At 51.1% G+C, this 21987-nt stretch carries 19 protein-coding genes; 2 read left to right on the forward strand and 17 right to left on the reverse strand.

The features are described from left to right. Positions 1 to 23 precede the first annotated feature (23 nt). Positions 24 to 920: a ComEC/Rec2 family competence protein gene (locus ACESZP_RS01520; RefSeq protein ID WP_499707825.1), complete on the reverse strand. Its 897-nt coding sequence runs from the start codon at positions 918 to 920 to the stop codon at positions 24 to 26. Between the two features lie 184 nt (positions 921 to 1104). Between ACESZP_RS01520 and ACESZP_RS01525 the strand changes: the two genes are divergently transcribed. Continuing rightward, the gene (locus ACESZP_RS01525; RefSeq protein WP_178039683.1) at positions 1105 to 1584 is read left to right on the forward strand and encodes an S-ribosylhomocysteine lyase; all 480 of its coding nucleotides are present in this window, start codon (positions 1105 to 1107) and stop codon (positions 1582 to 1584) included. A 221-nt stretch (positions 1585 to 1805) separates the two neighbouring features. On the opposite strand, the gene ACESZP_RS01530 is transcribed toward ACESZP_RS01525, so the two are convergent. Genes ACESZP_RS01530 through ACESZP_RS01540 form a run of 3 tightly spaced genes read right to left on the reverse strand, consistent with a single transcriptional unit; the run spans position 1806 to position 4386 of the window. Further along, entirely contained in the window at positions 1806 to 2564 is a 759-nt protein-coding gene (locus ACESZP_RS01530; protein WP_178039686.1) for an inositol monophosphatase family protein, read from the reverse strand. 2 nt (positions 2565 to 2566) lie between these two features. Further along, the gene (locus ACESZP_RS01535) at positions 2567 to 3157 is read right to left on the reverse strand and encodes a YdcF family protein (protein WP_499707826.1); all 591 of its coding nucleotides are present in this window, start codon (positions 3155 to 3157) and stop codon (positions 2567 to 2569) included. 56 nt (positions 3158 to 3213) lie between these two features. Beyond that, entirely contained in the window at positions 3214 to 4386 is a 1173-nt protein-coding gene (locus ACESZP_RS01540; protein ID WP_499707828.1) for an aminotransferase class I/II-fold pyridoxal phosphate-dependent enzyme, read from the reverse strand. 206 nt (positions 4387 to 4592) lie between these two features. Between ACESZP_RS01540 and ACESZP_RS01545 the strand changes: the two genes are divergently transcribed. Next, positions 4593 to 4961, forward strand: coding sequence for a DUF1292 domain-containing protein (locus ACESZP_RS01545; protein ID WP_349164657.1), 369 nt, complete (start codon positions 4593 to 4595; stop codon positions 4959 to 4961). Positions 4962 to 5071: 110 nt separating this feature from the next. Here the strand turns inward: ACESZP_RS01545 and ACESZP_RS01550 are convergent, their stop codons facing one another. From ACESZP_RS01550 to dxs, 13 genes are all read right to left on the reverse strand, one after another. Then, positions 5072 to 6916, reverse strand: coding sequence for an ATP-dependent helicase (locus ACESZP_RS01550; protein ID WP_499707829.1), 1845 nt, complete (start codon positions 6914 to 6916; stop codon positions 5072 to 5074). A gap of 3 nt (positions 6917 to 6919) precedes the next feature. Further along, on the reverse strand, positions 6920 to 8371 hold the full coding sequence (gltX, locus tag ACESZP_RS01555; protein WP_499707831.1) for a glutamate--tRNA ligase: 1452 nt from the start codon (positions 8369 to 8371) through the stop codon (positions 6920 to 6922). 123 nt (positions 8372 to 8494) lie between these two features. Further along, the gene (locus ACESZP_RS01560) at positions 8495 to 10033 is read right to left on the reverse strand and encodes an alanine/glycine:cation symporter family protein (RefSeq protein ID WP_499707832.1); all 1539 of its coding nucleotides are present in this window, start codon (positions 10031 to 10033) and stop codon (positions 8495 to 8497) included. Positions 10034 to 10346: 313 nt separating this feature from the next. After that, complete coding sequence (tsf, locus tag ACESZP_RS01565; RefSeq protein WP_349164660.1) at positions 10347 to 11285, reverse strand: translation elongation factor Ts; 939 nt, start codon at positions 11283 to 11285, stop codon at positions 10347 to 10349. 155 nt (positions 11286 to 11440) lie between these two features. Then, complete coding sequence (gene rpsB / locus ACESZP_RS01570; protein ID WP_178039676.1) at positions 11441 to 12175, reverse strand: 30S ribosomal protein S2; 735 nt, start codon at positions 12173 to 12175, stop codon at positions 11441 to 11443. 193 nt (positions 12176 to 12368) lie between these two features. Next, on the reverse strand, positions 12369 to 13811 hold the full coding sequence (gene glgA, locus ACESZP_RS01575; RefSeq protein WP_499707833.1) for a glycogen synthase GlgA: 1443 nt from the start codon (positions 13809 to 13811) through the stop codon (positions 12369 to 12371). Between the two features lie 93 nt (positions 13812 to 13904). After that, positions 13905 to 14708 (reverse strand): sporulation transcription factor Spo0A, encoded by an 804-nt coding sequence (gene spo0A, locus ACESZP_RS01580; protein ID WP_178039674.1) that lies wholly within the window; start codon positions 14706 to 14708, stop codon positions 13905 to 13907. 136 nt (positions 14709 to 14844) lie between these two features. After that, entirely contained in the window at positions 14845 to 16062 is a 1218-nt protein-coding gene (gene spoIVB / locus ACESZP_RS01585) for a SpoIVB peptidase (protein WP_499707834.1), read from the reverse strand. Between the two features lie 87 nt (positions 16063 to 16149). Next, positions 16150 to 17838, reverse strand: a complete 1689-nt coding sequence (gene recN / locus ACESZP_RS01590; RefSeq protein WP_499707836.1) for a DNA repair protein RecN — start codon at positions 17836 to 17838, stop codon at positions 16150 to 16152. A gap of 13 nt (positions 17839 to 17851) precedes the next feature. Then, positions 17852 to 18301: an arginine repressor gene (locus ACESZP_RS01595; protein WP_178039671.1), complete on the reverse strand. Its 450-nt coding sequence runs from the start codon at positions 18299 to 18301 to the stop codon at positions 17852 to 17854. 13 nt (positions 18302 to 18314) lie between these two features. Beyond that, positions 18315 to 19187, reverse strand: a complete 873-nt coding sequence (locus tag ACESZP_RS01600) for an NAD(+)/NADH kinase (protein WP_499707837.1) — start codon at positions 19185 to 19187, stop codon at positions 18315 to 18317. A 21-nt stretch (positions 19188 to 19208) separates the two neighbouring features. Continuing rightward, complete coding sequence (locus tag ACESZP_RS01605) at positions 19209 to 20054, reverse strand: TlyA family RNA methyltransferase (protein ID WP_499707838.1); 846 nt, start codon at positions 20052 to 20054, stop codon at positions 19209 to 19211. A 63-nt stretch (positions 20055 to 20117) separates the two neighbouring features. Then, positions 20118 to 21986: a 1-deoxy-D-xylulose-5-phosphate synthase gene (dxs, locus tag ACESZP_RS01610; protein ID WP_178039668.1), complete on the reverse strand. Its 1869-nt coding sequence runs from the start codon at positions 21984 to 21986 to the stop codon at positions 20118 to 20120. Position 21987: the final 1 nt, after the last annotated feature.

Genomic DNA, 21987 nt, shown 5'->3' on the forward strand with positions numbered 1-21987 from the left:
TTTTCAAGCCCAACTATGAAAAATCATCCTTGCTTAAATTCCACATGATTCCCGTCCGTAAGACAGACCACATTTCCATTGCTGGTCAGATAGACGTCGGTGCCCAGCCAGTTCAGGGTCCGCTTTATCTTACCGGAGATCCACCATTCATTTCTGCAGGTGACCACTGCGGCAACCGGCCTTACCGCTTCCAGAAAGGCAATCGTGTTCTTTTCCTTGATGCCATGATGGGGCATCTTCAGAACTGTATGATGCAGGTTCAGATCCGTCCGCTCCATCAGCTCGGTCAGGCGCTCCTGCTCGCTGTCTCCGGTGAAGAGAAAGCTCTGGGTGCCATAGCGCAGACTGAGCACCAGCGACAGGTCGTTGTCATTTCCATCATAATCCTTCTCTTCCGGCGGATAGATGATAAAGGACGCCCTGCCCAGGCTGCGGCGTTCCACATCAGTGATGCGCATGGATGTGATCCTATTACGGATAAGCGCCTCCCGATACTCCCGGAACTGCTTTTTCTCCACTGTATAATCCGGCTCCATCACCCTCTTTACGTGCATAGCGTCCAGGATCTTGTCCGCACCGCCCACATGATCCTTGTCAAAATGGGTGATAATCAGGTAATCCAGGGTATCGATGCCGCGCTCCGCAAAATAATCCAGCAGCACATCCGCCTGGTCGTCGAAACTTGTATCAATGAGCATCCGGTAGCCGGACTGTTCCACCAGAATCGCGTCGCTCTTGCCCACATCGAAGAAAGTGACCTGCAGCTCGTCAGCCGACAGCTCCGATTCCGCCGCTTTTCCATTTCCGTCTGGTCCGTCCGGCTCGTGGTGATCGAAGCCCACCAGACACAGCACCAGCAGCAGAACCGTCAAAAGCAGGACGGTAACCGGCAGCCAGTCTCGTTCTCTTTTCTTCTTCAAGGCATGCATCTCTTTTCTTTTCAGGTTTTTTGTGGTATACTCTCGTTGCAGATTTTTATTCCATGGTTCAGACTCGCATTTTGTTTGGAATCCTGTCTGCAATAACTTATCTGCGATGAAAATGTAAGATTTATTATCATTATATCACAAATTTCACAACATTACGAAAGGAATTTATAATATTATGAAAAAAATCACAAGTTTCACCATCAATCACCTGCTGCTTCAGCCCGGCGTCTACGTATCCCGCAAGGATCCGGTGGGCGGCACGGTCGTCACTACCTTTGATCTGCGCCTCACCAGCCCCAACGAGGAGCCGGTCATGAACACCGCTGAGATGCACACCATTGAGCATCTGGCAGCCACCTTCTTACGCAACCATAAGGACTACGGCTCCAAAACGGTCTACTTCGGCCCCATGGGCTGCCGCACCGGTTTTTATCTGCTGCTGACCGGCGATTATGAGTCCAGGGATATCGTTCCGCTGATGATTGAAATGTGGGAGTTCATCCGGGATTTCGAGGGCGACGTGCCCGGAGCAAGCGCCCGTGACTGTGGCAACTACCTGGATATGAATCTGCCCATGGCGAAGTATCTGGCAAAGCGGTATCTGGAAAATGTGCTCTATGATATCAAAGAGGATCGACTGGTGTATCCGGAATAAACCAAACCTTAAAATAATGTATAAGGAAACGGACAGCGCTCTGGTTGTACCGACCTCCAATTGTTAGATTTCCAACTTTGAAGGTCACTTCATCTTCCACAGTGCTATCCGTTTTCTTTATTTTTGTTTTTATATCTTATGTTTTTAAGAATACTCTACAGATACACATTCCGCACTATCGGCATGAAATTTTTTTGATGTATATCTGTCTTATCATCCATTTACAGCAGCGCCCGCAGCTCCTCATGCAGCTTCCCGTTGGTCGCCACGATGCCGCCCGGTTCCACCGGATTTACTTCTGAGCCGTCATAGCGGGTAATTTTGCCGCCCGCCTCGGTGAGAATCAGCATTCCCGCCGCGAAATCCCAGGGCTGCAGTCTTGCCTCAAAGTAACCGCCGATACGTCCGGCCGCCGTGTAAGCCAGATCCATGGCCGCCGATCCTGTCCGCCGGATATCCTCGCATTTTTCAAACACTCGCTGGAAGCAGGCAAAATTCTGAGGCGCCAGCTCCTTCTGATAGGGCGCGGTTCCGATGGCGATGATGGTCTGTCCCAGATTCTCTGCCTCAGCCACATGAATAGGACGGCCATTGACGAAGCTGCCCTTGCCCTTCTCGGCATAGAACATCTCCTCCCGGAAGGGATCATAAATGACGCCCAGGATAATTTCACCCTTGCTGTAAAGTCCCAGCGACACCGTGCTGTGCTGATAATCATGCACCAGATTTGTCGTACCGTCGATGGGGTCCAGAATCCAGAAGGTGTCGCCCTTCATAGCGTGAAGCCCATCCTCCTCACCAAGGAATTCGACCTCTGGCGCAAGTTCGCCCAGCTTCTCCCGCAGGAAATTCTGGATGTTGGTATCCACCTGGGTCACATAATCCGCCAGGCCCTTTACCTTCACATGGCCCGCCATATCCCGGTTTTCCACAAACTGTCTGGTCTCACGGACCAGCTGCATCACTTCATTGATATCCACGCTCATCGTTTTCCTTCCTCCTGCTTTCCAAATTCTCTTAAAATCTCATGGAATTGGCTTCCACATTTTTCCATTTCTTTTAATACCACATCAATCTTCTGCCCATCCAAGAACCAATTGTCCCGACTGATCTCCCGGGTCACTGTCGGGCAGACCAGGAACTCGGTTTCCGGGAAGCATACTTTATAATACAGCAGCGCCCGGCGTGCATGACAGGCCTGAGGACAGAGAATTGCCTTCTTGATGGAGAGACCGAGGCTTTCCGTCACCTTCCGGGAGTAAATGGCGTTTTCATAGGTATAAGTCGCCTCTTTCTCTTTCAGAATGGCCGTCTCCGGAACACCCTCCCGCATCAGAATATCATGCAGGAAATCCCATTCTGTCTGCGCCTCATAGCCGGGAATCCGGCATCGTCCCACCGGCTTGCTGAAGCGGCCCGAAGGAAGCACGCAGGGCGCATAGCCATCCAGATACAATTTCGCCGCCGTCACCGCAATACCGCCCTGATCGCCGCCAGGGATGAAAATGATATCGACCCGCTCCGGCTCATTTTCCACAAAGATAAAATCCGTAATGTCTTCTACAAAACCCACGGTGCAGTACCCGTCCCTTCCGTTTTGTTCTACATTTTAATGGTAACACAGCCGCCTTATTTTTTCAAAATACCGCTTTCCTGCACCCTTGCAATCGCCTTCTCAATCACCGGAACCGGATGCACCAGCGCCATCCGCACATAGCCCTCGCCCAAATCGCCAAAGGCGCTGCCCGGGGTCACAATCATGCCGGTCTTCTCCATCAATTCCATCGTAAAAGCTGCGCTGTCCGTATAGCCTTCCGGCAGGGGAGCCCACACAAACATAGTACCCTGGCTGTCCGGTACGTTCCATCCGATAGAGCGAAGACCGCCGCAGAGAGCCTTATTTCTCCGCTCATACTCGGCGCACTGCTCCTTTACGGAATCCTGAGGACCGGTCAGGGCTGCCACCGCCGCCATCTGAATCGGCAGGAAGATACCGTAGTCGATCTGGGAGCGTACTTTGGAAAATTCCCGAATAATCTCACGATTACCTACCGCGAAGGACATGCGCATGCCGGTCATATTGTAGCTCTTGGACAGGGAGTAAAACTCGATGCCCACCTCCTTCGCGCCCGGATAGGACAGAAAGGACTTTCCTTCCCTTCCATCGTAAATGATATCGGAATAAGCATTATCATGCAGAATGATAATGTTGTACTTTTTCGCGAACGCAATCAGCTCTTCATAAAAAGCGTCATCCGCCACAGAGCAGACCGGATTGGACGGGTAAGATACAATCATAAACTTCGCCGCCCGCGCAGTCTCCGCCGGAATATCCTCAAATCTCGGCAGGAAATTATTTTCCGCATAGAGCGGATAAGTCTCGATCTTCGCACCCGCCAGCTGCGGTCCCAGGGAAAATACCGGATAACCCGGATTCGGGGCCAGCATGATATCGCCCGGATCGCACAGGGCCACAGCCACATGAGCCATACCCTCCTGGGAGCCGTACAATGTCATAATCTCATCTGCCTCCAGGCTCACGCCAAACCGGGTCTGATAGAAATCCTGCATGGCTTTGATAAGCTCCGGCCTGTCCGTAATGGCGTATTTATAATTTTCCGGATCCTTGCAGGCCTCCACCATGGCGTCCATCACATGCTTCGGCGGCTGAAAATCCGGCGTACCGATGGAGAAATTATAGACCTCCATACCTTTCTCTGCCAGTTCGTTCTTTTTATGGGCCAGGGCTGCGAAGATACCTTCCTCTATCGCCTCTGCCCGTTTTGAAAATATAAAATTCATCGTCTTAAGTCCTCTCTGCTGCGCCGCGTATCCTGGCGCGTTTCTCTCATATTCTGGAAAGTCTCTGTCCATTCGGCCAGCGCTCAATCTTTCTTATTTTAATACAAACTTCCTGCTAATTCAATTCTTTTCTTGCTTTTCGTTCTCAGGTCTGATAGAGTATTATCAGTAACACACATTTACCAAATAAAAAGGAGAACAATCAAATGGCAGACAATAAATGCAGCACACCGGATTGCGGCGGCAACTGCGATACCTGTAACGGAGACATCACCGTAACCCTGACCCTGGACAATGACGAAACCGTAGAATGCGCCATCCTCACCATCTTCCCGGTGGACGGACGTGACTACATCGCCCTGCTTCCTCTGGATGAGAACGGCGAGAACGAGGACGGCGAGGTATATCTGTACCGTTACGACAACAGCACCGGAAGCCCGGTTCTGGACAATATCGAGTCCGATGAGGAGTACGACGCAGTGGCTGACATGTTCGATCAGATGCTGGACGCAGCCGAGTACGATGAGTTAGTTGAGGCTGACGGCGAGGATGTTGATTTCGACGAAACCAACTAAAGCTTATCTATTTCGCTCAAATCAATAGACAGGCAGATAGACATTTCCACTTTTCAAAGCACAGAAAAAAGAGCCGAGAATATATGCCTCTCGGCTCTTCTTTCGTTCGCCTACTCTTCTAAAAGCTCTTCTACGAAACGTGATTGTTCTGCTTTCTTTCCATACAGCTTTCTCACCGAAAAAATATACAACAGCTCCTTTGCCCGGGTCATGGCCACATAGAACAGCCGCCGTTCTTCTTCCATATCTTCCTCGAAAAGCACCCGCTTGTGGGGCGTAATTCCCTCATTGGCGTCGATGATGAATACGATGCGGTATTCCAGACCCTTACTACTGTGCATGGTGGACAATATCACGCCATCGCTGCTCATTTCCCGCTCCTTCGCCTGCTTCAGAAGCTCTGCCCGGATGGATGCGATATGGTTTTCCCACTCCTCCAGAGTTTTAAAACCGGAAGCCAGCTCCTTTAATTCATCGAGAATTCCAAAGAAATCCTCCGGCTTTCTTCCTTTGTAATCGGCATATTCCTTCAGATACTCCTCATAGCCGATGATATTTCGGATATAGTGTAGGGCCCCGGAAGGACTTAAATGTCCGCACATCTTCAAATCCTTCTCCAGCTTTTCGATCCGCTCGCAGACCCAGGGCTTATCGTCATACCAGGTAAGCAGCTCCTCCCAGGAAATCACTTCGCTGTCCAGACATTCCCGCCCCAGGTAGCGCTTCGGGCGGTTCATGACCTGCAAAAAGTCCTCGCGCTTCACCAGACTCTTTTTCATGTCCCGAGCCATGTGAAGATAAGCAAAAATATCCTTCACAATCCAGTGATCATAGAGGTTCGGCAGTGCGTCCCGCATCCGGAACGGAATTCCCTCGGAAATCAGTTCTTCCATCAGCTTCCGGGGCTGGGTATTGGTCCGGAACAGAATCGCGATATCCCGATAAGAACCTCCTTTTTCCCGGTAGGTTTTAATCTTATCAACGACGCACTCGTACTCCTCATCCTGATCCCGAAACTTATGGTGCAGAATCGGCGGTCCTTCCTGCTTGTTCGCCTGAATTTTCTTGGCAAAACGCTGCTTATTATTCTCGATAACCTTGCAGGCTCCTTCCACAATCAGGCGCGTACAGCGGTAGTTCGTATCCAGAAGCACCTGTTTCGCCGCCGGATAATCCTGTTTGAAGTGCAGCATAATCTCCGGCTTCGCGCCGCGGAAACGGTAGATGGACTGGTCGTCGTCGCCTACGATGAACAGGTTATCCTCCGGCGCCGCCAGCATCCGCACAATGTCGTACTGCAGCTGATTGATATCCTGAAATTCATCCACCAGGATATACCGGAATTTCCGCTGCCAGGCCCCGAGAATGTCCTTCCGTTCCTTCAAAAGCTGGTAGCAGTAGACCAGCATATCGTCGAAATCGATTTTATTGCTGCGGCGCAGGCGGTTATCGTATTCGTTAAAAATGGCGGTAAAGCTTTTGGTATTGCAGGATGTGGCCTTATATTCCTGCAGGTTCACCCGATCATTTTTCACCTTGCTGATTTCCGCCGCGATACTGCCGATGAGCTCTGATTCGTCATCCGGCTCCAGCTTCTGCTTATAGACTGCCTCCCGCAGAAACTGGTATTTTTCGGTCTCCCGGAGAATATTGTCGGCACGATAGCCATAGGCCAGCTTCAGGATCTGGAAAAAGACCGCATGAAAGGTACCAAAAGAAACAGCCGTATTCGCGCTGTTCGTCAGCCGCAGATACCGCTCCTTCATTTCCCTTGCCGCCGCTTTTGTAAAAGTAATCACCAGAATCTCTCCGGGTGGAATGTGACAGATTTCCGTCAGATACTGAACCCGTCTCGTAAGTACCATCGTCTTACCGGAACCGGGTCCCGCCAGAACCAGCATGGGGCCGTCACGGTGGGTGACGGCCTTCTGCTGTACTTCAGATAAAGAATTCAAATTTTATGCCTCCAGCTTTGCAATCGCTGCGCGCACACGCTTCAGAGTCTCCTCCTTGCCGATGACCTCCATGAGCTCGGTGGCTCCGCAGGGCGTCATCTGCCTGCCGGATACGGCGATTCGGATGGGCCAGAGCACATAGCCGTTCTTACAGCCCTTCTCCTCCACATATTTCAGAAGACGTGTATACAGTTCGTCGTTGCTGTAGTCCTCCTGCTCCTCCAGGATCGGAAGCAGCTCTTTTAAAACCTCCAGAGAGGATTCCACACTGGTCTTCATTTTCTTATGCGCGTAAATCGCAGTGTCGTACTCGGGAACTGCCTCGAAGAAGTCTACCATATCCTCGATCTCCGGGAACACCTCGATACGGGTCTTTACCATAGCAGCGATCTTCTTCAGATCATAATCCTTGGTAATGACCTTCTTCAGATGCGGCAATGCCATCTCATAAAACTTATCAAAGTCCATAGCCTTGATGTACTCACCGTTCATCCATTTCAGCTTGGTGTAATCGAATACGGACGGTGCCTTGCTGATGTGGTGATAATCAAAAGCCTTAATCAACTCATCCAGAGAATAAATCTCCCGATCCTCATCCGGACTCCAGCCCAGCAGCGCTACGAAATTGATAATCGCCTCCGGCAGAAAGCCCTGCTCCAGCAGATCCTCGAAGGAAGAATGGCCGCAGCGCTTGGACAGCTTCTTATGCTCCTCGTCGGTAATCAGCGGGCAATGTACATAGACCGGCACTTCCCAGCCAAACGCCTCATAGAGGCGGTTGTATTTCGGAGAAGAGGACAGATACTCATTTCCACGGACTACGTGGGTGATTCCCATCAGATGGTCGTCTACCACATTCGCGAAGTTGTAAGTCGGATATCCGTCGGACTTGATCAGGATCATGTCGTCCAGCTCCGCATTGTCTACGGTGATATCGCCGTAAATATCGTCATGGAAGGTGGTGGTTCCGGTGGTCGGATTATTCTGGCGGATAACAAAGGGTACGCCCGCTGCCAGCTTCGCCTCTACCTCTTCCTTAGACAGATGCAGACAGTGCTTATCATATACAACAATCTCCTTACCCGCCACTTCGGTCTTCAGGGACTCCAGGCGCTCCTTGTCGCAGAAGCAGTAATATGCCTCGCCTTTTTCAATCAGCTTTTTCGCGTACTCCATATAGATGCCTGCCGCCTGGCGCTCACTCTGCACATAGGGGCCAACGCCGCCGTCCTTGTCCGGACCCTCGTCATGCTCCAGGCCCGCTTCCTTCATGGTACGGTAAATGATATCGACTGCGCCCTCCACATAGCGTTCCTGGTCGGTATCCTCGATACGGAGCAGGAAATCTCCGTCCTCATGCTTGGCAATCAGATATGCGTACAGCGCCGTTCTTAAGTTTCCTACATGCATTCTTCCGGTAGGGCTCGGCGCAAATCTTGTTCTTACTTTACTCATTCTTCTTCACTCCCGTTATTCTTCTGAAATGGCCTTTCATTTCTTACTTCCGTAAAACAGGCCGCTCTGGAAATTATATACCAAAGCGGCCCGCTTTACAAGGGGAAAAGTTCCCCGTCTCTTTTATTTTCCAGCTTTTTCATCCCACACCGGAACGGAGATACCCGCTACCTCTGAAGTAAACGGGGTTCCGTCGTGTTTCTCGAAATGACGCCATGCCCGCAACACGTATTTGAAGCCTATGTACTGAAGCGGCAGGTTGCAGTATACCATCAGGATGTTGGCGAAATCGCTCAGATCCCAGAGGGCACCCAGATCCATGCCCGCAATGTTGGTAATGACGCCAAAGCTGATAACCACCAGACACAGAACACGAATCACATTGATAAAGGCCTTATTGGCGGAGATACGGTTCGCGCACATCTCGGTGAAGGACATGAAGCCCATCAGACAGGTGAAGGCGAACAGGCCAAAGCAAAGGCTTACCAGCAGGGTCACAAAGCTGTAAGCTGCTCCGCTGCTTCCGGTCAGCGCGCCGCAGGATGCCAGGAATTTTTCCAGCTTGCCGAGTTCAAACCAGGCGTCTGCCTCTCCGGTCAGCCACATTCTTCCCATGATGACTACAAAACCAGTCAGGGTGCAGATAACGATGGTATCCAGGAATACGCCCAGCGCCTGTACGCAGCCCTGATCGCAGGGATGAGCGGTATCTGCCGCTGCTGCCGGCATGGTAATGGTTCCCTGGCCGGCCTCATTAGACATCAGACCTCTCTTAATGCCCTGGCTTAAAGCGATACCAAAGGCTCCTCCAAAGACTGCGGCCGGTTTAAATGCCTGTGTGAAAATAGCTGCGAAGAACCACGGAATCCGGGTGAAATTGCAAAGCACCAGAACCACAACGGTCAGTACATACACAACTGCCATAATCGGCACCAGCACATCGGTTACCTTCGATACTTTCTTGATACCGCCGAAGCTGATAACCGCGGTTACCACAATTAACACTGCAAAGGAAACCCAGTAGAGAGCAGAATTGGTGGCAAATGTGGTTCCTGTCACCACGCCCGCGATGGCTCCCACTGCGGAAATGGTGTTGAAGCCCTGCGCCGGAAAGCAGAGAAACGCGTAAATGATGTAGAGCACGCTCAAGGCTACGCCCGCCCAGGCCGCGTCCTTTAAAAGACGACGTCCGTAGAAAGGAAGTCCGCCCACATAGGCGTCGCCGCGCTTCTCCTTGAAAATCTGGGACATGGTAGACTCTACGAATGCAGTCGCCATACCGAAGAACGCGGAAATCCACATCCAGAACAGCGCGCCCGGTCCTCCGATAGAAATTGCTCCGGTTACGCCCAGGATATTGCCAGGGCCTACACGCATGGCCGTGGACAGCAGGAACGCCCCCAGGGAAGAGATGCCCATGGTTGTACTCTTGCTGTTCACCAGCACCTGAAGTCCGTACTTAAACTTGCGCACCTGTACGAAACGCAGCTTAAAGGTGAAATAGATGCCGGTTCCCACTAATAAAATAATGGCCAGACTGAAATTGCCCAGAATCGGAATGGACGCGTACCAGTCAAGGTTTGTCGGAAAATCCCAGAACCAGTTGGATACAATCTGGATTTTACCGCAGATTGCGTTCACTGCACTAAATAAAGCTTCCATAACAAAAACCCCCTCACATTTTTTCTCATTATAAAACAACACGAAGGGGTTTGTACAGTATTACTTTTCTCTTTTCAAGGTTTTATTCCGAAAACTTTGTGGTCAGCTCTCGCGCAAACACGGACTTTGACCCGTTGCCCGCATAAAGCAAGGGCGCAACTGACGCTGCGCCCTTATCGTATCCATATGATAGTCAAATCTGTAAAATCCGGACTTCTTAAAGTTGTGTGTGTGCATTAGATACTTCGCGAAGCCGCACTTATCAGATCTTTATAGCATGTGTTTACAAATATTATAAATAATTTCCTGAGAATTACATTCCCATCTGCTTTGCAACCTCTGCCGCAAAGTCCTCGTTCTTCTTCTCAAGTCCCTCGCCGGTCTCGAAACGAACGAACTTCTTGATGGTGATGTTTGCGTTGTTCTCTTTTGCTACCTGAGCTACATACTTCGCAACAGTCTGCTTTCCGTCCTCAGCCTTTACATATACCTGGTCAAGCAGGCAGATCTCTTTCAACTCTTTATTGATACGACCCTGGATCATGCCCTGGATAACCTTCTCCGGCTTCTGGGACTCCTTCGGATCGTTCTGAATCTGAGCCATCAGGATAGCCTTTTCTTTTTCGATGTACTCCGGCTCTACCTCAGCGTCGCTGGTGTACAGCGGCTTCAGAGCTGCAGCCTGCATAGCTACGTTCTTAGCCATCTCACGGATAGCGTCGTTGATAACGTCTGTCTCAACGTCTACCAGAACGCCGATCTTTCCGCCTGCATGGATGTAGGAAGCTACGAAACCGTTCTCCTCCTCAACCTGAGCGAAACGACGGATGTTCATGTTCTCGCCGATAACAGCGATCTGGGAAGCAAGTGCCTCCTTTACAGTCAGAGTCGGGTCTTTCTCCCACTTCTCTGCCAGGAACTCATCAATATCTTTTGCAGCAGTCTTAACAGCCTGAGCTGCTACGTCTGCTACGTAGGACTGGAATTTCTCGTTCTTTGCAACGAAGTCAGTCTCAGCATTTACCTCTACAACAACAGCCTTGTGGTCGTCATTGATCAGGCAGGTATCTACAATACCCTCTGCTGCGATACGGCCAGCCTTCTTCTGTGCGCTTGCAAGGCCTTTCTCTCTCAGCCAGTCAACAGCTGCGTCCATATTTCCCTCGGTAGCTGTCAGGGCCTTCTTGCAGTCCATCATGCCAGCGCCGGTCATTTCTCTTAACTCTTTTACCATTCCTGCTGTGATTGCCATTTCTAATCCCTCCAAATTCGTTTGTGTAAGCCGCGTGTGCCGTAAAGCACACGCGGATAAAGTCACTTACTGTTCGCTCCGCTCACAGTAGCCGCTTCGTAATGCACAGAAATTACGCTTTCGCGCAATTTCGCGCTTGCACTTTCGACTTTTACTTAAGCCTCTGCGGTCTCCTCAGTCTCAGCTTCCTCTGCAACTTCCTCAGCTGCGCCCTGGTTAGCCTCAACAACAGCGTCTGCCATCTTGGAAACGATCAGCTTTACGGCTCTGATAGCGTCATCATTGCCCGGGATTACATAATCCAGTTCTTCCGGATCACAGTTGGTATCAGCGATTCCGATAAGCGGAATACCCAGTGTATGTGCTTCCTGTACGCAGATTCTTTCCTTCTTCGGGTCTACTACGAAGATAGCGTCCGGGATGCGCTTCATATCCTTGATACCGCCAAGGTTCTTCTCCAGCTTCTCCCACTCTTTCTTCAGTGCGATAACTTCCTTCTTCGGCAGTACATCAAAGGTTCCGTCCTCAGACATCTTCTCGATAGCCTTCAGACGAGCGATTCTGCTCTGGATGGTCTTGAAGTTGGTCAGCATACCGCCGAGCCAACGCTCATTTACGTAGAACATACCGCAACGCTCTGCCTCAACCTTGATAGCGTCCTGAGCCTGCTTCTTGGTTCCTACGAACAGGATGTTGCCACCCTCTGCCGCGATGTCAAATACTGCCTTGTAAGCCTCATCAACCTTTCCTACAGACTTCTGCAGGTCGATGATGTAGATGCCGTTACGCTCTGTGTAGATGTACGGAGCCATCTTGGGGTTCCAGCGTCTTGTCTGATGTCCGAAATGAACACCTGCTTCCAGTAACTGCTTCATAGAAATTACACTCATGTTTCTTTCCTCCATTTGGTTGTTCTTCCGCGAGTTTCTTCACCGTGAAATACCGGTTCATATGCAATCCAGGCACCTTTCCCGGTTCCGCCCGCGTGTTTTTTCACTAACTTTGAAAGTATAACATAAGAAAAGGGCTTTGACAAGCCCTTTTCCTTGACAAATTTGCAATTTTCAGCCTAATCTATCCGCTTTAATCTGCCAGCCAGTTGTACAACTCCTCATATTTCTTCGCAGAATTATTCCAGGAGAAGTCCACAGCCATGCCACGGTCAATAATCTTGTTCCACTCACGCTTCTTATCATAGTAGATATGCTCTGCGTAGCGGACAGTGTGCATCATCTCGTGGGCGTTGTAATTGGTGAAGCTGAAGCCGGTTCCCTTACTCTCGTACTCGTTGTACGGCTCTACCGTATCCTTCAGGCCGCCGGTCTCGCGGACGATAGGCACGGTGCCATAGCGCAGACTCATAAGCTGGCTCAAGCCGCAGGGCTCAAACTGGGACGGCATCAGGAAAGCGTCGCAGGATCCGTATACCTTGTGGGACATGGCCTCGGAATAGAAAATATTTGCCGAAACCTTGCCCTGGTACTTCCATGCGAAATGACGGAACATATTCTCATAACGCTCCTCACCGGTTCCCAGAACTACAAACTGTACCTCATCCTGACAGAGCTCGTCCATCACATAGGCAATCAGATCAAAGCCCTTCTGGTCTGTCAGGCGGGATACGATACCGATCATCATTTTCTTCGGATCCACATCAAGACCCAGCTCCTGCTGCAGGGCGGTCTTGTTCTTCACCTTCTCCTTACGGAAGTTTACAGCGTTATAATTATGAACCAGATATTTGTCGGTCTCCGGATTGTACTCGTTATAATCGATACCATTTACAATGCCACGCAGGGAGTTGGCACGGGCACGCATCAGGCCGTCCAGGTGTTCTCCATAATATGGCATCTTAATTTCCTCGGCATAGGTATCGCTTACGGTGGTCACGGCATCCGCGTATACGATGCCTCCCTTCAGATAGTTAGCGTCGCCATAGGCTTCCAGCTTATCCGGCGTAAAATAAGATGCATTCAGACCGGTGATGTCCTTGACCGTCTTCATATCCCAGATTCCCTGGAACTTCAGGTTATGTATGGTCATAATAGTCTTAATTCCCCGGAAGAACGGGTTGTCCTGGAATGAGTCATTCAAATATACAGGAACCAGTCCGGTCTGCCAGTCATGACAATGGATGATGTCCGGACGGAAATCCAGGGACGGCAGTGCAGAGATCGCGGCCTTGGAAAAGAACGCGAACTTTTCGATATCCTCATAGATGTTGCCATAGGGTTTCGGTCCGGCGAAATAATATTCATTATCAATAAAGTAAAACTTCACGCCCTCATATTCCATCTCCAGGATGCCTACATACTGACTGCGCCATGCCAGGTTCATATAGAAATGGGTCACATACTTCATCTGATCCTTCCACTCCTGACGGATGCACATATACTTAGGAATCATTACCCGGATATCGTACTGCTCTTTGTCAAAATATTTCGGCAATGATCCTACTACGTCTGCCAGTCCTCCCGTCTTAATAAAAGGAACCGCTTCTGAAGCGACAAATAAGATCTTTTTCACTGCATTTCCTCCCAGCTCATTTTGGATTTTATTTATATCCATTATAACGCATTCGAAATGCATTTAAAAGTATAATTTGTGCAATTTTTACATTTAAGAGACCTTTCGCTTATTTTCCAGACGGATGCGATCGGAAATCAGGGCGATAAATTCTGAATTGGTGGGCTTTCCCTTACCGTTGCTGACCGTATAGCCAAACAGCTCGTCGATGGTATCCATTTTGCCGCGGCTCCAGGCCACTTCGATGGCATGTCGGATGGCGCGCTCTACCCGGCTTGGCGTGGTCTGATAATGCTTGGCGATGGTGGGATACAGTACCTTCGTCACAGAGCTCAGCATTTCCATATCCCTGACTGACATAATAATCGCGTCGCGCAGATACTGGTAACCCTTGATATGGGCCGGCACGCCGATTTCATGAATCATATTTGTAACATCGGTCTCCAGATCGTGCTCTCCGTACAGGCGCCCCGGCTCCTGTGCCTCACCGGAACAGACCGGGCGTTTCAGCTTTTCGCCGTGTTTCAGAAAGCTTCTGAGTCGTCCCAGCAGCATTTCATTGTTAAACGGTTTCATAATATAATAGCTTGCGCCCAAAGCAAAGGCATCCTCGGTCACGCTCTCCTGCCCGATTGCAGAAAGTACAATAATTGCCGGAAACTTTTTCAGACTCTTATCTTCCTTAAGTTTTTCCATAACGCCCAGTCCATCCATCTTCGGCATAATTAAATCCAGTAGCACCACGTCCGGCGTGTTTTTCCGAATCAGTTCCACGGCGTCTTCTCCATTTGCTGCCGTGCCAACCAGCTCCATCCCATTTTCCGTCTGTATCAGGGCATTCAACATTTCCAACATTCTTTCATTGTCGTCCGCAATTGCAATCGTCAGCCTTTCCATAAGATTCCCCCCATTTCTGTACTGTCTGTGATTTGTTTTGTGATATACCTATTATAACCATTTATTTCCTTTTTCCGCAATTCCAATCGTTCTGCATTTTCAGACAGACAGGGACAGATTTCGACAGGCTTTTTCTTTAACTGACATGGGAAAGCATTTCTTCCACGAAGATGCCGTATCCTTTTGTCGGATCGTTCACAAATACATGGGTTACCGCGCCAATCAGTTTCCCATTCTGGATAATCGGACTGCCGCTCATGCCCTGGATAATGCCGCCTGTCAGAGCCAGAAGCTCCGGATCTGTGACCCGTAAAATCATTCCCTTGTTCACGTCCGACGCGTTCCTTTTCACCTCCTCGATGGCAATGCGGTAATCCCTCATTTCCCCGTTGATCCCGGAACGCACCCAGGCCTCTCCCTCTGTAATTTCCTGTTTATATCCCACCTCCACTGCTTCCCCGTCCAGCTTATCTCCCAGCCTCTCTGTTCCTTCCCCGAAAATCCCAGCCTCTGTATTTTCCTGAATCTGTCCGCAGATCAAGTTGTTTCGATAACGGATAAGCCCGGCTACCTGCCCCGGATTACCTGGTTCTCCACGGTGGATTTCCGCCACGGTCGTGTCGTAGAGCTTTCCTTCGCTGATCTTCAGAAGCTCCCCGGTATCGGAATCATTGATACCGTGTCCCAGAGCGCCAAATTTTCCATTTTCTGTAAGAAATGTCAGCGTACCGATCCCCTGGGTATTGTCCCGTACCCAGATGCCAAGCCTGTAACCATTTTCTGTATCAGCGGCCTGCAGGCGGATTTCAAAAGTCCGGCCGGAACGTTCGATTCCCAGAACCAGTTTCTCACTTCCATTTTCTTCCACACTCTCTATCAGCTTTTCCTTTTCCCGTATCTTCACGCCGTTCACAGAACGGATATAATCTCCGGCCTGCACCAGCCGGAAGGCCGGTTCATAATTCAAACCGTCGCGTCCGGTCACTTTCCCGGTTCCAATCACCATGACGCCATCGGTCTCCATATAGATGCCGATGGGAATACCGCCGGGCGTTACCGTCGTCTTTGGCGTCACCTGCACGTTCGTTTCTTTCAGGGGAATCACCCCCAGATACCGATAGGAAATCCGGTAACTGCTTCCGTTTCGACTGTCGTAAGATGCTTTGGTGACACTCTCCTGAATCTGTGCCGCCACCGGGAAACCGGGTGTTTCCGGCCCTGCGCCGCCCTCCGTCTGGGTATAGGAGTCCGGTATCTGAGCCCGTTCCCGGAAATAATCATATACGCCAAGTACCAGCAGGCTTATTCCCAGCAAAACCAGAAGATATTTTCGGTATGTTTTTCTGCATATCATCTTTGCACTCTCCTCGCCGCGCTGCCTAAGATCAAAAAAGACAGAAACGCATGTCACGTTTCTGTCTTTAGTATGCAGAATCTCCGGTTATCTAGTCTGGGACTTTTTGTTACCTGCCAGTTCTTTCATTTCGGAGGCATTTTGGAAAACAGCGTCTGTAATCTCCGCGCCGCCCAGAATACGGGCCAGCTCTTCGACACTTTCTGTCTCAGTCAGACGCCGGATCTCGGTCCGTGTGCCGCCGTCCGCTACCTGTTTTTCGATACGGAAATGAGTGTCCGCCATGGCCGCGATCTGAGCCAGATGGGTGATGCAGATGACCTGTCTGCTCCTGCCAATCAGCATCATTTTCTCCGATACTTTCTGAGCGGTACGGCCACTGATTCCCACATCGATTTCGTCGAAAATCACAGTTTCAATCTGATCCTTATCAGCCAGTACAGTCTTAATCGCCAGCATGATACGGGACAGTTCACCGCCGGAAGCTATCTTTGCCAGCGGCCTTAAGGATTCACCCGGATTCGTGGAAATTACAAATTCCGCGTCGTCAAAGCCGCCCGACGTATAACCGGAAATGCGGTCAAACTCCAGTTCGAACTCCACATCCAGGAAGTTCAGGTCAATCAAATGCCCCCGAATCTTTGCGCAGAGCACTTCGGCATAGCGTTTCCGGATGACGCTCGCCTCCTCACAGAGACCCTCCAGTTCCCGCTCTTTTTCCGCAGTCTGCTTTTCCAGACGCGCCAGATAGGCGTCGTAGTCCAGCAGGGCCGCCAGGCGCTCCTGCTGCTTCTGACCGTATTCCAGTACCGCTTCCAGCGTTTTGCCATACTTGGATTTCAGATGGTTTAGCTGATTCAGGCGCTCTTCCACCTGCTCAAATTCTTCCCCTGCAAATTCCAGAGAGGATACGTAATCAGAAAGCTCCCGGTTGAAATCATTTAACAGGCTGTCGATGTCTGAAAGCTGACCGGTCAGATCCCTCAGGTCTTCATCCAGGCTCTGGACGCCCTGCAGTTCCCGGAGCGCCCGGCCAATAGCCGTTCCGGCGCCTTCCGCTTCCTCGTAACCGGTCAGTCCGTAGGCGGTTCCAGCCGCCTCCATCAGCCGCTTCGCGCCGGTCATTTTCCGGTATCTCTGCTCCAGCTCCTCATCCTCGCCGATGCTCAGACCTGCGTCCTCAATCTCCTTTGTTTCAAATTCCAGAAGAGACAGCTCCCGCATGCGGCTCTCCTCGTCCATCCGGGCGTTCTTCTGTTCTTCTGTAAGTTTTTTCCATTCCGTGTAAGCCGCCGCCAGCTTTTCCTTTATGGGCTGCAGTTCTTCTTTGGCATATTCATCCAGAATCTCCAGATGCTTTTTCTTCTGCAATAAGGACTGGTGTTCGTGCTGGCCGTGTACGTCGATAAGAAGGGCCGCTGTCTCCCGAAGCTGATTTAAAGTGACAGTCTCGCCGTTGATTTTGTTGATGCTTTTGCCGTTCATGATTTTCCTGGACAGGATAATCTGCCCATCCTCGGGAATCACGTCCAGCTCCTTCAGGCGGTCTTTTAACCTCTCACTGGTAACGGAAAAGACCAGCTCCGCCAGACCAAAGTCCGCGCCCGGGCGCACCAGATCCTTAGCCACCTTGCCGCCCAGCGCCAGACCCACGGAACCGATGACGATGGATTTTCCCGCTCCGGTCTCACCGGTCAGGATATTCAGACCTTCCGTAAAATCAATCTCTGCCTCACGAATCAATGCCAGATTTTTTACATGCAGATGCTCTAACATACTTTTCCTCTCGCTAATCCCTGATTGCTTTTCTTAATTTTTCCATGACGATCATCGTATCGTCCACACTGCGTACTGCGCAGAAAATAGTATCGTCTCCGGCAATGCAGCCCACGATCTCCTGCCAGTGCAGGGCATCTAGCGCCGCTGCAGCTGCCATGGCCATGCCTGCCACTGTCTTGACCACCAGAATATTTTGAGCCATTTCCATGGACAGAAAGCTGTCACGCAAGATACCGATGTACTTGTCACCCATATGATCGCTGCTGCCGGGGACCACCACATATCGCTGCCGTCCGTTTACTGCCATCTTGGTCAGCTTCAGCTCCCGAATATCTCTGGACACCGTAGCCTGGGTGACCCGAAAGCCCGCGTCATTCAAACGGCTGGCCAGCTCCTCCTGCGTCTCGATGGCATACTCGTTGATCAGTTCAATGATTTTTGCATGCCGCTCTATCTTCATTTCGTCTTTCCTCCTAGTTGCCGCGCATTTTGTCACGCAGGACCTCCAGAAAGCTGACCCTGCTGATTTTCAATATGTTGACCGTCTTTTCCGACTTCTTTATCTCCACATAATCTCCTGTAGCCACCGGCACCTGCACCTCGCCGTCAAAGGTTACAAAGGATTCTTCTCTCTGGTTTCTCCTTCCGGCTCCGGTCCGCACCGTCACCCGGTCTCCGCCGGACAATACGATGCTTCGCGCAGTCAGCGTATGGGGACAGATGGGCGTCACCACAATCATGCTGGCCATGGGCGATACAATGGGACCGCCCGCGGACAGGCTGTAACCGGTGGATCCGGTGGGAGTCGATACAATCATGCCGTCGGCGGAATACCGGTTCAACGGCTCCCCGTTGACGGAAATCTCGTAATCGATAATACGAAGCGCCCCTGCACGGTTCACAACGATGTCGTTCAGCGCCAGATTTTTCACCGGCTCTCTGCCCTCCCGGTATACGGTTCCCTCCAGAAGCATCCGGGGTTCAATGGTATAATTGTCAAGAATCAGACTGTCCAGGGCGTCCGGCACACCGGCTCTCTCGATCTCAGCCAGGAAACCCAGGGTTCCCAGATTTACGCCAAGCAAAGGAATTTTTCGATCCACGGTGTCCCGAGCTGCCTGGATCAGGGTTCCATCGCCGCCCAGCACCAATATGCATTCTGTTCCGGCCGGAATCAGGGAGGCGTCTGTGTAGCGATAATCTCCATTTTCTCCGGTTTCTTTTTCTTTCTGAAATTCCCTGACCGTACATTCACAGCCTCTGGCTCTCAGATAGTTGCAGATCTGACGGGTGGTTTCCAAATTTTTATCTTTTTCCACATTGGTAATCACATAAAATCGATTCATCTGTATCTCTTCCCGATTTGCTTATTTTACATCCAGTGTGCCGTGGGCCTCGTCCACGATCCGCTCCGGCTCTACGCCCTCGGGCAGATGACTTTTCAGTTCTTCCCAGGTCGGAATCTCCTCTGCCGCTTCCCGGCCAGTCTTTTGCAGCCATACCAGGTATTCGATGTTTCCCTCCGGCCCCTTGATGGGGGAAAATTCCAGTGCCAGAATATCAAAGCCAATGGACCAGGCATAGGTCAGGACCATCTGAATCACTTCCAGATGGGTGCTCTTTTCCCGCACCACGCCCTTCTTGCCAACCTTCTCCCGGCCTGCCTCAAACTGGGGCTTAATCAGCGCCACCACCTGGCCGTTATCGCTTAAAAGCTCCCGCACCGGAAGCAGTACCTTCGTCAGAGAGATAAAGGCCACGTCGATGGAGGCAAACTGGGGACGCTCATCGATCTGATCAGGAGTCAGGTAACGGATATTGGTTTTCTCCATGCAGACCACACGCGGATCGCTTCGAAGCTTCCAGTCCAGCTGATTGGTTCCCACATCTACTGCGTACACCTTTACCGCGCCGTTCTGCAGCATGCAGTCGGTGAAGCCGCCGGTGGAAGATCCCACATCCATGCAGACCTTTCCTTCCAGACCCAGATCAAAATGGGCCACTGCCTTTTCAAGCTTCAGACCGCCCCGGCTCACATAGCGCAGCTTCTGTCCGTGAATTTCGATGGGTGCAGCCTCTTCGAACATGGACCCGGCCTTGTCCTCCCGCTGCCCTTTTACAAAGACCTTGCCTTCCATAATGATGGCCTTGGCCTGCTCTCTGGATTTTGCCAGGCCTCTGTTTACCAGAAGCACGTCCAGACGTACCTTCATATCATTCTCTCCTAAGCTTTATTCTTACGGCTTCACCTTTCAGCGAAGCCGCCTGTAAACTTTTTACATTCCACCCACATAAGCCGTGATCACACGTTTTACAATGGTTTCCGCGTCCAGTCCTACCTCTTTGTGCAATAGCGCCACATTGCCATGCTCCACATACTCATCCGGCAGGGCGATATTCAGAACCTTCATATCGAAGTCTCTGTCATTGACATACTCCAGCACATGATCGCCGAAGCCACCGTTCCTTACATTTTCTTCCAGTGTTACCAGAAGCTTATGCTGCTTCGCCACCTCTTCCAGCATCTGCTCGTCGATGGGCTTGACGAAACGGGCATTGATGAGCGTGCAGTTGTAACCGGTATCCTTTAAGGCATCCCGCACTTGCTCCGCCGTCTTCACCATACTGCCCACAGCCATCAGGGCGATATCCGCTTCCTCATAGATCCACTCGCTCCTGCCATAGGCAATGGGCGCGCGGAATTCCTGCAGGCCGTCGTAGGCTTCACCCCTGGGATAGCGCAGGGCGATGGGACCGTCATAGTTTACCGCGAACTTCATCATATCGGAAAGCTCCCATTTATTTTTCGGAGCCATAATGGTCATATTCGGAATACCTGACAGATAGGACAGATCAAAAATGCCCTGATGAGTCTCGCCGTCGCTGCCCACCAGTCCTGCCCGGTCAATGGCAAAAATTACATGCAGGTTCTGGATACAGACGTCATGCAGCACCTGATCGTAGGCGCGCTGCAGGAAAGAGGAATAAACCGCTACCACCGGCTTCAAGCCGCCTGCCGCCAGACCTGCCGCAAAGGTTACGGCGTGCTGCTCCGCGATTCCCACGTCGAAAAACCGATCCGGGAACATATTTTTAAAGCGCTTGAGACCGGTTCCGTCCGGCATGGCCGCCGTAATGGCCACCACCTTCTCGTCCCGATCGCCCAGCTTCCGCATCACTGTGGAAAAGATATCCGTATAATTGGCCTTGGACCGTCTGTTCTTGGGCAGGCCTGTCTCAATTACGAAAGGCTCCGCGCCGTGGAACCGGGACGGATGACGCTCCGCCGGCTCATAGCCCTTACCTTTTTTCGTACAGACGTGAATCAGCACCGCGTGATGCACTTTTTTTGCGTCGTTGAAGGTACGAATCAACTGGTCGATATTGTGGCCGTCCACCGGCCCCAGATAGGTGATACCCATGTCTTCAAAGAACATGCCCGGGATCACCAGCTGCTTCAGGCCGCTCTTGGTCTTCTTCAGCTGCCGCACAATGCCGTCGCCGTATACCGGTATTTTCTCCAGGGTATTCTGTAATCCTGCTTTAAAATTGTTATAGCCTTCGTTGGAACGCATACCGTTCAGGTACTGGCTCAAACCGCCCACGTTCTCCGCGATGGACATCTGGTTATCGTTCAGAATGATAATAAAATTGCTCTTTAACTGAGAGGCATTGTTCAAAGCCTCGAAAGCCATGCCGCCGGTCATGGAGCCGTCACCGATAACAGAAATGACGCTTTGATGACCGCCAGTCAGCTCCCGGGCCTTTACCAGACCAATGCCTGCTGAAATCGAGGTGGAACTGTGACCGGTATCGAAGCAGTCGCAGTTACTCTCCTTCCGCTTCGGAAATCCGCTCATGCCGCCATATTTCCGCAGGTCATCGAAGCCTGCCCTTCTTCCGGTCAGCAGCTTATGCGTATAGGACTGATGGCCCACATCCCAGACCACCTGATCCTCAGGGAAGTTAAATGCCAGATGCATGGCCATGGTCAGCTCCACCACGCCCAGATTCGAAGCCAGATGGCCGCCTGTCACACTGATTTTCTCGATCAGAAAATCCCGGATCTCCTGCGCCAGCGGCTCCCAGTCCTCTTTGTTCAGTTTTTTAATATCATTGACCTGATTGATCTGCTCCAGCAGCATA

It is taken from the genome of Candidatus Dorea massiliensis AP6, from assembly GCF_964245105.1.
In the GTDB taxonomy this organism is placed as follows: Bacteria; Bacillota; Clostridia; order Lachnospirales; family Lachnospiraceae; genus Laedolimicola; species Laedolimicola intestinihominis.